The organism is Nitrosomonas sp. (genome assembly GCF_022842015.1).
Taxonomy (GTDB): Bacteria; Pseudomonadota; Gammaproteobacteria; order Burkholderiales; family Nitrosomonadaceae; genus Nitrosomonas.
Genome location: NZ_JALHQJ010000045.1, coordinates 16,687 through 27,470, shown reverse-complemented (window position 1 = coordinate 27,470; position 10,784 = coordinate 16,687). Strand labels below are relative to the sequence as shown.

The 10,784-nt window shown below is 44.9% G+C and carries 9 protein-coding genes; 7 read left to right on the top strand and 2 right to left on the bottom strand.

Going from position 1 to position 10,784, the window contains the following annotated elements; translation table 11 throughout:
* Positions 1 to 442 precede the first annotated feature (442 nt).
* Positions 443 to 1,276, top strand: coding sequence for a hypothetical protein (locus Q0C11_RS09645; protein ID WP_293007405.1), 834 nt, complete (start codon positions 443 to 445; stop codon positions 1,274 to 1,276).
* Positions 1,277 to 1,444: 168 nt separating this feature from the next.
* On the opposite strand, the gene Q0C11_RS09640 is transcribed toward Q0C11_RS09645, so the two are convergent.
* Both Q0C11_RS09640 and Q0C11_RS09635 read right to left on the bottom strand, forming a co-directional pair.
* Complete coding sequence (locus Q0C11_RS09640; protein ID WP_293007403.1) at positions 1,445 to 3,142, bottom strand: alginate export family protein; 1,698 nt, start codon at positions 3,140 to 3,142, stop codon at positions 1,445 to 1,447.
* A 299-nt stretch (positions 3,143 to 3,441) separates the two neighbouring features.
* Positions 3,442 to 4,302 (bottom strand): radical SAM protein, encoded by an 861-nt coding sequence (locus tag Q0C11_RS09635; RefSeq protein WP_293007402.1) that lies wholly within the window; start codon positions 4,300 to 4,302, stop codon positions 3,442 to 3,444.
* A 45-nt stretch (positions 4,303 to 4,347) separates the two neighbouring features.
* On the opposite strand from Q0C11_RS09635, the gene queD reads away from it, so the two are divergent.
* The 6 genes from queD to Q0C11_RS09605 all read left to right on the top strand — a co-directional run bounded on the left by queD (position 4,348) and on the right by Q0C11_RS09605 (position 10,701).
* Positions 4,348 to 4,797, top strand: a complete 450-nt coding sequence (queD, locus tag Q0C11_RS09630) for a 6-carboxytetrahydropterin synthase QueD (protein WP_293007400.1) — start codon at positions 4,348 to 4,350, stop codon at positions 4,795 to 4,797.
* A 21-nt stretch (positions 4,798 to 4,818) separates the two neighbouring features.
* Positions 4,819 to 5,601, top strand: a complete 783-nt coding sequence (locus Q0C11_RS09625; protein ID WP_293007398.1) for a TatD family hydrolase — start codon at positions 4,819 to 4,821, stop codon at positions 5,599 to 5,601.
* Entirely contained in the window at positions 5,585 to 6,235 is a 651-nt protein-coding gene (locus Q0C11_RS09620; protein WP_293007396.1) for an ankyrin repeat domain-containing protein, read from the top strand. The genes Q0C11_RS09625 and Q0C11_RS09620 overlap by 17 nt, the downstream gene beginning before the upstream one ends.
* 37 nt (positions 6,236 to 6,272) lie before the next feature.
* Entirely contained in the window at positions 6,273 to 7,013 is a 741-nt protein-coding gene (locus tag Q0C11_RS09615) for an SDR family oxidoreductase (RefSeq protein WP_293007394.1), read from the top strand.
* Positions 7,014 to 7,034: 21 nt separating this feature from the next.
* Positions 7,035 to 8,150: an alanine dehydrogenase gene (gene ald, locus Q0C11_RS09610; RefSeq protein WP_293007393.1), complete on the top strand. Its 1,116-nt coding sequence runs from the start codon at positions 7,035 to 7,037 to the stop codon at positions 8,148 to 8,150.
* A gap of 175 nt (positions 8,151 to 8,325) precedes the next feature.
* Complete coding sequence (locus Q0C11_RS09605) at positions 8,326 to 10,701, top strand: fatty acid cis/trans isomerase (RefSeq protein WP_293007392.1); 2,376 nt, start codon at positions 8,326 to 8,328, stop codon at positions 10,699 to 10,701.
* Positions 10,702 to 10,784: the final 83 nt, after the last annotated feature.

Sequence of the window (10,784 nt, the reverse complement as noted above, 5' to 3'; positions counted from 1 at the left end):
CTCATGCGTTCAATCAATTCCATCCATGCTTTGAATTCCGTTGATTTCATTGTGCACACCTCTATATCTCAATGCACGTTGGACAAACAATTCAATAATTAATTGTTACATAGCCTTTTTATACGTAATAATCTTTGCCAATGGTGATGTTACCCGTTTTTAACTTCTTGTTCGAAATCTGGATTATGGGCAGTGCCTTCTCCACTTGTACTCTATGTGACCTGGTATTGACTTATTAAATACTTATGGATACCTCTAAAAATCCAAATTTCGTCACAACACTTTGTTGCCCACAAAAAATGTTTCCTTACATATCAGTTATATGCTGCGTCACCATTTTTTCTCACGCCTCATTTTGTTTGGAACTTTGAATTTCTAGAGACGCCCTTATATAAAATGTCAACAGATCGTAGCCCTGATCGCATCAAAGTGATAATTCAACATGACTAACGGAATAAGCCGACGACAAATTATTTTTATCCCTGGGAAAAACCCAAAACCAACCGCAAATGAACATAAAAAGTTGTTATGGCGTACTTTACTTGAAGGTGTTCGCCGTGCTGAGCCGGAAATAGACGCAGATTTGAGCTTGCACCCAGAAAGTTTTAGATTGGTTGCTTGGAATTACCCCTATTATCATTTAAATAAAGATATTAGTAGTGAACTTGAATGGATTGATGCATTAATCAATCAACACGGTCCTACAGAACAGGATATTCGAGAAGCGGATGCATGGCTCCGCAAGCTAGACCGCATTTTGTATACCATCGTAGATTATCTTCCTTGCTTTCTGCGCTTGATACACGAGCCTTTGCGATCAGCTGCATTAGAAACCAATCGTTATTTTCAGAACAACAATAATATTGCCTCCGAGATTCGTGAATTATTGAAACAAGAGTTGCGTCCGATGCTGGCAAACAATGACAAAGTGCTGTTGATCGGTCATAGCCTGGGTTCTGTGATTGCCTATGACACCTTATGGGAGTTGTCGCATTTGGAGCATTTGCCCGGCAAAATTGATTTATTCCTGACGATGGGTAGTCCACTGGGTATGAATTATGTACAGCGTCGGTTAACAGTAATAACCAAATCGGGGGAAAACGATATCCAAGCAATATCCGACATTGGGAAAATATATCTTCTGTCGGAGATATTACAGCGCTTGACCAGGCGCTTGCTGATGACTTTGCGCCAATGCGAGCGATGGGAATTATTGAATCTATCAAAGATCACTGTAATGGAATTTATAATTTTTACCGAAATAATGAGGGGTTGAATTGCCACCGTTCGTATGGCTATCTGGTAAATCCCGCGGCAGGAAAAATTATTGCGGATTGGTGGAAGGCCAGCAGTGCACATGAATCTTAGGTTGTTGGTCGCTATCGATATTTGCGATAGGAAAAACCACCGGCATTATCCGGTGGTTGTGTAGATTTGATAAAGCCTAGAAACGGATGTTATATTGAACATAGAAAAGATCAGGAGAGATTCCCGGTCTTTGCTTATCCAGAAATTCACCACGCCACATTTTTGAATAACCCACCAATACATCCTGGTGGCGATTTACATGAAGATTTAAGCGGAAATCAAGTTCATCTCCGATATGACTGCCTGACTGACCCGTGACGTCCTGCAAGGTTGCTTGACCAGCAGCGTTATATAAAAAATCGCGGTTATTAGCCAAATAGAAACGATGATATTGCGTAATGAATGTTATCCAGGGCATTGGTTGCATAGTAAACTGTGCGTTGATGTCATGCATGTTTTGGCGTCCTATGCGATCCAGGAAACCCAGGTAGTAGTGACCGAACGGAAACAATTGATTGAAGGTATTGCTTCTGCCATCTTTGGAATTGCTATCGCCGGATGCAAAATCATAACGTATCCAGCCTTGCGGATTCATCGGTAACGGTAAGCGATAGCCAAGACCCGTTGCAACAGCAAAAGCGGAAACGTCGAGGTTGGATCGCTGGCCGAACTGATACATGCCTTCCAGTTCATATAAGAAATTGTCATAATTTCCAGCCAAGCGACCACCTATCGTATGCGTATCAGCATTGCCTTGTAGAATATTTCCAGAGAGCACATTAGTGGCTGCAAGATTACGGTCATTGATTAAGCTCAGAAAATAAAGATCGATTAAGTGCCCAGGTCTTGTTTTATTTGTTGCCCACAAGCCAAAAAAGTTTTGTTGTGTATCCCAGTTATCGACATTCCCTTTCTCGATTACCATCGGGCGCATCCAGAAAGCATCGACATCCCATTCTGCATTACGCCAAAAAGTTTTCACGCCTTGGAATGTTCGGCGCGTATTAACCCAATCCAGCGTGGAGATCAGTCTTTGTGAGCCGTACATGAGCTCTTGCCGACCAACACGAATGTACGCCGGACCATTATTAATATTGGCCAGCTTGATGTCGGCAAACATATTTAAAATATCAGCATGATTCCGATCCGTTACCAGTGGAGGTAGCTCAGAACCAAAAGCACGGGCGTCAATCAGTTCTGCAAATAAACGTACTCGATCGCGATACCACAAGTCTGCATGGAAGCGCGTGCGTAGCATGTGAAAATCGTTATTGGTGCCTTCTGCATTTAAGCGGCTGTCTGTTTCATGAATGTAGCGATACCAGAAGTTACCGCCAAAGGATAACAACCAATCACTGGCTAAATGGATTCTTTTGACTGGATCAAAAAGGTCTTTTTCGTGGTCTGGGTTATCCAGATAACGAAAATCGATGTCATATGCCGGCGTGGTTAATAGCGCAAAGGGTGCGTAGGGCGCAACGGGCGGTTTCTCGCGTTTATTGCCCGTGATTAAATCCCAGAGTGAAAAGTAGCCAGGGCCCGTGGGAGGCAACATAAATAAGCCAGGGCGTGCCGCTGGGCTGATCGGAGGTACTTTCGACATATCGAATGGACCCGCTGCAGCTTGCGGTGCTGCGGCGGAAGCTGAACTTGTTGGCGTGCCGGTATTGGTGTTTGCCGTGGCTGGGTTTGTTGCGTAAGCCTGAGAAACCAAACACATAGCAGCAATGCTAAAGCCGATATTGAATAATTTATGCTGTATTTTTTTTATCCAATGTATTCTTAACGCAGCGGAAGGTTCTGCTGAAAAAGAAAACACACGCGATGAATTCATTACGAAACTCCTGTTATTGGGATTAATACGGTATTTATTACAGAGGGCAAACATTGTTGCTGGCAGGGTACTGTTTTTCTTGAATGATCCGGGCTGCCATTATAAGCGATAAGCTTTTTTCTTAAAGTCTGGATATAACCTCTTTATAAATTTCGACTTGGATAATTCTTATTGTTTTACATTAATATCAATTATATAAAATGTAAGTCTTGATTAATATCAAGAAACTTCATTCTGTTGTAAATTGGCCACACATAGAGATAAATTTATGATGACAGTAGAAAATTCGAGTGGTGATGCTACGAATTAATTTTTACCGTTATGCCAAGCGCTTCAATTCTTTTGGCATAAGCTGCTAACCAGGATTCATCCACTGTTGATAGCTGTGCCGCTTCAGGTTGTAGCGACGGACGTGCTATGCCATATAATAAAACGCCTTGGAGCGGAATTTCATTATTAATCAGTTGTTGCAAAAAGTTTAAATAAGCGACTATTTCTTCTTCTGCAGGAGGCATAGCGTTGATTTGAAAAACGCAGGTTTGCAGCCAGGTGGGGCACAAAGCAGTGGCTATGCGCAAATGATCATTAATTTTTTTCAGGCTGATCGATGTATTGTTGATATATAGTCTCTCTTTTGCCAATGCGCGATCGAATTTGAACCAGACTTCGCCATTCAACTTAGCCATCTGTTTCAGACCTGCTTGTACAGTAGGTCGATAAATTAAGCTGCCATTGGTGATTAATACGGTTTTTAAATCTGCCGGTAATGCAAAGTCTTTTTTGACACGGCCAATCAATTCAATAACTTGATCAAATTCTTTTGCACTGGTGGGTTCACCATTACCAGATAAGGCGATGTCGTGAATGTTTCTGGCTTCCGGAGGTACCTGTTTTTGCATGAAATCACCATGGATCAAATCGCGCAGGAATGATCGCAATTCAATTTCCAATTTATTCAGATCAATGCGCGGTGCAGAGCCGCGTTTAAGTTCCGGCACCTGGCAATACACACAACGCCAGTTGCAGGCATTATTAGGGTTCAGGTTAATTCCGATCGAGACACCGCCGGCACGTCGCGATATGACCGGATAAACATAAGTGAGCCCGGCACTGTCGCGGTTGTGATTAGTCGTATTCAATAAGTTAGGTTCTTGCTGCAATGTTACAATCTCATTTATTTATTTAGCGCTAGTAAAATTGTACGTATGTTAATCACACGCAGGCTGGAATTTGACGCGGGCCACCGCATTTCAACGCATAACAGCCAGTGTCGGCATTTGCACGGGCACCGCTACTGTATTGAAATTACCTTGTCGGGCAACATTATCGCTGATGAGGGCGTAGCACAGCAAGGCATGGTCATGGATTTTTCCGAAGTGAAGCAAATTGCAAAGACCATTTTAGTGGATCACTGGGATCATGCATTTCTAGTTTATTCTGGAGATACGCAAGTTTTGCATTTTTTGCAATCAATTGAAGATCATAAAACGGTTGTGTTGGATGTTCAGCCTACTGCGGAGAATCTGGTTCTTATTGCGTTTAATATTTTGGATGGTGCTTACCAGGATAGCTACGGCAACCATCTGCAATTAGAGCAAGTGCGTTTGTTTGAAACACCCAATTGTTGGGCCGACGCAGTGCGTAGCGTACGGTAACTTTTAAATTTCTTTATTACTATGTTTATAGATTCACATTGTCATCTGGACTTCCCCGATCTTGCTAAAGACCTTGATCAACTATTAGCTAATATGCAGAAGAATCAGGTCACGCATGCGTTATGTGTCAGCGTCAATTTGCCTGATTTTCCACGAGTACGCGCATTGGCAGAAACACATCATAATTTGTTTGCTTCAGTGGGCGTGCACCCTGATTATGAAGATCAGATTGAACCACAGGCGCATGAATTGGCAAGGTTGGCCAATCATCCCAAAGTCATTGCCATCGGTGAAACCGGGTTAGATTATTTTCGCCTGCAAGGAGATTTGGAGTGGCAGCGTGAGCGCTTTCGCCAGCATATCCGCGCTGCATTGGAGGCAAATAAGCCATTGATCATTCATACGCGTTCTGCGGCTGCGGATACCTTACGCATTATGCGGGAGGAGGGTGCTAGCCAAGTGGGTGGTGTGATGCACTGTTTTACCGAAAGTTGGGAAGTTGCCGAGCAAGCGATCACGATGAATTTTTACATTTCATTTTCAGGAATCGTGACATTTAAAAACGCAGTTGCATTAAAAGAAGTTGCCAAGCGCATTCAGTTAGATAGAATGCTGATTGAAACCGATTCACCTTATCTCGCTCCGGTGCCTTTTCGTGGCAAGCAAAATCAGCCTGCGTTTGTGCGGCATGTGGCGGAAGAAATCGCGCGTTTACGCGCAGTGGAGTTAGGTGATATTGCTGTTGCAACCACCAATAATTTTTTTAACTTATTTAAAATTCCTCGAAATGACTTATCTACTTAGATCCAATTGCCTGGTTTTAGTCGCAATCGCACTTTTGAGTTGGTCGCTGGTGGCTTCTGCCGGGATTCAGAAGGATTTAATCTGGGCAATTGAAAAAAATAATTTATTCGAAGTCTCGCGATTGCTTAACAAAGGCGCTAATCCCGATATTCCTGATATCGAAGGCTACACGCCATTGATGATTGCTGCAAAAAACAAAAATCTGAAGCTTGCGGAAATCCTGATTGAGGCAGGCGCTAAATTGGATATTCGAAATGGTCACGGCGAAACAGCGATTATGCTGGCCAGCTATCACGGTCAAACCGAAATGGTAAAACAACTCTATATTAAGGGTGCGGAAATTAATCACAGCGGGTGGAATCCATTAATTTATGCCGCGTCCGGCGGGCATCCGGAGATTATTCGCTTGTTACTGAGTGGCGGTGCTGATATTAACTCGACCACGGATAATGGAACAACTGCTTTGATGATGGCGGTCAGAGATAATCATTTAAATGCGGTTTCCTTATTATTGGAAAATGGTGCAGATTTGGCGATTAAAAATGAGCATGGTGACAATGCTATGTCTTGGGCTGAAAAACAAAATCATCAGAGTATCGTGAAATTCCTTAAAAACTATGGCGAATCCAAGTAAATTGGCTATGCGTATTGCATCCTGGTAAAAATTTACGATGCTATCCTTACAGGGAAAAGTTGCCATTGTCACGGGCTCTGCACGAGGGATAGGTGCGGAAATTGCGCTCACGCTCGCTCAAGCAGGCGCAAAAGTCGTCATTAATTATGTAGAGAACAAGGTGGCTGCGGACAAAGTCTGTGCAGCTATTGTCAATGCAGGTGGCGAGTGTACGGTGGTACAAGCCGATGTCAGTGATCCGATCGCGGTACAAAAGCTTTTTACTGCAACTGTTGCACAGTTTAACCAGATCGATATCCTTGTCAATAACGCCGGAATCCTGTTGTTTAAGGAAATTTCTGAAATCCGCGACGATGAATTTGAGCGTATTGTCGATATCAATTTCAAGAGTGTTTTTTATACTTTGCGTGAGGCGACTGCAAGGCTGGCAGATCATGGGCGCGTTGTGACGATATCCAGTACCGTGACGCGCTTGATGCTGCCTAAATACGGCGCATATGCCGCGACCAAAGCCGCTGTGGAACAATTGACGCGTATTTTTGCACGCGAAGTGGGAAAGCGTGGTATCACCGCCAATATTGTTTCACCGGGTCCTGTCGATACGGAGTTATTTCGCACCGGGAAAACCGCAGCAGATATAGAACGCATGTCCGAAATGGCAGCATTAGGGCGAATCGGTGCAACGGATGATATTGCCCAAGTGGTATTGTTTCTGGTTAGTGATGAAGCGCGCTGGGTTACCGGACAAAATATTGCTGTCAATGGCGGAATTATTTAACAGATAGGATCGGAGAAACAAATGCGTGTCGGCGTGCCTAAGGAAATCAAAATTCATGAGTCCCGTGTAGGGCTGACGCCAACAGCGGTACGCGAGCTGGTTGCCCATGGCCATCAGGTCATGGTGCAAAAGAACGCCGGACTACAAATTGATTTGGACGATGATACGTATCAGAGTGCAGGTGCGGTGATTGTGGAGACACCGCAGGAGATCTATGCCAAAGCTGACTTGATCGTCAAGGTCAAGGAGCCGCAACCCGCTGAGGTTTCGTTGCTGCGCCAAGGGCAGGTGTTATTTACCTACCTGCATCTGGCGCCCGATCCAGTGCAAACCCAAGGATTGATGAATTCTGGTTGTGTCGCCATTGCTTACGAAACCGTCACCGATAGCTTCGGCGGTTTGCCATTGCTGGCACCGATGAGTGAAGTGGCTGGACGTATGGCGATCCAGGCGGGTGCCCATGCGCTGGAGCTGGATCAGGGCGGTCGCGGTATGCTGCTTGGAGGGGTGTCCGGCGTGCCTGCTGCACGTGTCGTGATCATTGGTGGTGGTGTGGTGGGTACCAATGCTGCACGTATTGCCATGGGTGTGGAGGCGCATGTTACGGTGCTGGATAAATCGATTCATCGTTTGCAGCAACTGGATTTTCAGTATGGTTCCAGAATCAATACTGTTTTTTCAACCGTGGATGCACTGGAAGAACATGTTTCAAGTGCCGATCTGGTTATTGGTGCGGTGTTGCTTCCTGGGGGAGCAGCGCCTAAACTGGTGACGCGTGCAATGGTTAAACGCATGAATCGTGGTGCTGTGTTGGTTGACGTCGCGATTGATCAAGGTGGTTGTTTTGAAACTTCCAAACCCACTACACTGGCCAATCCCATTTTTACTGTCGATGGTGTGGTGCATTACTGTGTTTCCAACATGCCGGGAGCGGTTGCTAGGACTTCCACTTTTGCGTTGAATAATGCAACATTACCGTTTGTGCTGGCGCTTGCCAATAAAGGCTATCGCAAGGCACTGATGGACGATTCGCATTTGCGCAATGGTCTGAATGTTTGCCAGGGCCGATTGACGCATGAAGCAGTGGCACGCGATCTAAAATTGGAATACACGCCGGCAATGGATGTGCTGAATTAAATCTCAAGATTTGAGACTCCACTAGTGAACGTTCAATTCACAGCTCAGTTTATATTTAAGACCGCTACATAACTGAGCTTCCCGGCAGGTGAGGGTTATAAGCGCTTGTTTATAGGTAGGGTAAACAAGCAATAAATTAAGGTTCCTTCGATCAATTCAAGATATGAGGTTTTTGATGTGGATGTTTCGTCCATGGATGTATTTCGTAAGTTTGTTTTTTTTATTGTCTGCTTGTCAAAATAATAACATTACGCTGCTTGACAGCACGCCTGCGCCGGTTAAAGTTGCTTTGCCTGCGCCTGCCGAAAATCCAGTCTTCTATACTGAAGAAATCCGACCGATACTTGAAGCCAAGTGCTTGACATGCCATAGTTGTTACGATGCGCCATGCCAGCTTAAACTGGAAAGCACAGAAGGATTGTTACGTGGTGCTTTCCGTGAATCAATCTATGGTGGGGCACGCACTGAGGCAATGCAACCCACTCGGCTAGGCATCGATGAGCAGACAATCTCCGGTTGGCGTGAACGCGGTTTTTATTCTGTTCTGCAAGCTGAAAATGAACAGTCGGAAGCGTTGATATCAGGCATGATTTCGTTGGCAAAGCAGTATCCATTTCCACCCAACAGCAAATTGCCGGATTCGCTTGAACTGGGCATTGGCCGGAAGAACCAGTGTGTCTCGAGTGAGAAATTTGCAGAGTATGTGCACGATTACCCGCTTAGTGGCATGCCATTTGCGGTAACCGGTCTTAGTGACCAGGAATATTCTCTTTTGGCCGGATGGGTCAAGCAAGGCGCGGTGATTCCAGATGAATTCATTACACTTACAAATAGTGAGATTCAGGCAATTGAGGAATGGGAATTGTTTTTTAATCAGCATGGTAAACGCAACAAACTTGTGGCGCGCTGGTTGTTTGAACATCTATTTGCGGCATCTTTGTATTTTCCTGAGCTGGACGGAGAACCCCGTTTCTTTGAGTTATTGCGCTCATCGACTCCATCCGGCGAGGACATCGAGCCCATAGCCACAGTCAATCCGAATGACGATCCCATGGGGCTGTTTTTTTACCGTCTGCGTCCGATCGTGGGTAGCATCGTGCACAAACGGCGTATTCCCTATCCGCTCGATCAGGCGAAACGACAACGCATCGATGCGCTTTTTTTTAGTAAATCTTGGCCAATGGGCGAATTGCCAGGCTACAGCTATACAGAACGCGCCAATCCGTTTGTGACTTTCGTTGATATTCCGGCTTACGCTCGTTATCAGTTCATGCTGGATAATGCGGAATATTTCGTGCGTACTTTCATTCATGGTCCGGTTTGCCGTGGCCAGATTGCTACCGATGTGATACGCGATCATTTCTGGACATTATTTCAGGATCCGGATTCCGATCTTTTTGTAACCGATGCTTCCTATCAGCGTAAAGTCATTCCTTTATTGGGAATGCCCGGACAAAATGATGATCTCCTCGCAATGGGGGAAAACTGGCTACATTATCTGAAGCGACATAACGATTATCTGTCATTGCGGCAGAATCAGTATGTGTCACAGCAACGGCAAGGTGCTTCACTCGCGCATATCTGGGATGGCGATGGTAATAATCAGAATGCTCTATTGACCATTTTCCGCCACCATAATAGTGCCTCGGTAGTCGAGGGACTTGTTGGTGATATTCCGCAGACGCTTTGGTTAATTGATTATCCATTGTTTGAGCGAACTTACTATGAACTTGTGGTTAATTTCGATGTATTCGGCAATGTTGCCCATCAGCTTTTGACCCGACTTTATTTCGATCTGATACGCAATGGTTCGGAACACAACTTCATGCGCTTGATGCCAGCCGGTCAGCGTGAAACCATTTTGCATGATTGGTATCAGGATTTAGGTAGGCTGAAATTCGGAATTGTTTACGAAAAAATAGATGATAAATCGCCGTCAGCAGAAATTTTTACTACAGGAAATCCGAAGCAAGAGTTGGCCGCTAGAATTCTAGCGCGTTTTCAACCGGTTAATGCCATGTCATTCGATCCGCTGAATCGTTGTCAAGGCACAAAGTGCAGTCGACTGGATGAGCCGCAGTGGGTACAAATTGCGGATGCAGCTTTATCTACCATTGCAGCACGACCTGCAGCTGAGTTGGGTGGCATCAAGCAATTGCCGGATGTGACATTTATACGTGTTAAAAATGAGAAAAATGAGCGCACTGTATATACGCTGCTGCGAGACCGTGCACATAGCAATGTTGCTTTTATCCTGGGAGAGAAATCAAGATATCAGCCTGAGAAAGACCAACTGACAATATACCCGGGTATCACTGGAAGCTACCCTAATTTCATTTTTGATGTGCCTATCGCTCAAATCGAGGAATTTGTGTCATTGCTCGGTAATGCTGAGAAAATGGAACATTTTGAGCATATCGTGGAAATGTGGGGCGTGCGGCGAACACATCCACAATTCTGGGAAATTCTGCATGACTTTACTGCCTGGCAAAGCGAGAGGCAACCCTTGATAGCGGGTATATTTGACATTAACCGCTATGAAAATTTCTAATATGGCGATGATTGGATTCGATGAATCGAATGTGCGGTAGCCCGTATTTCATGAAGCCTTCAGTGTGAGGCGAGCAAAGTTAG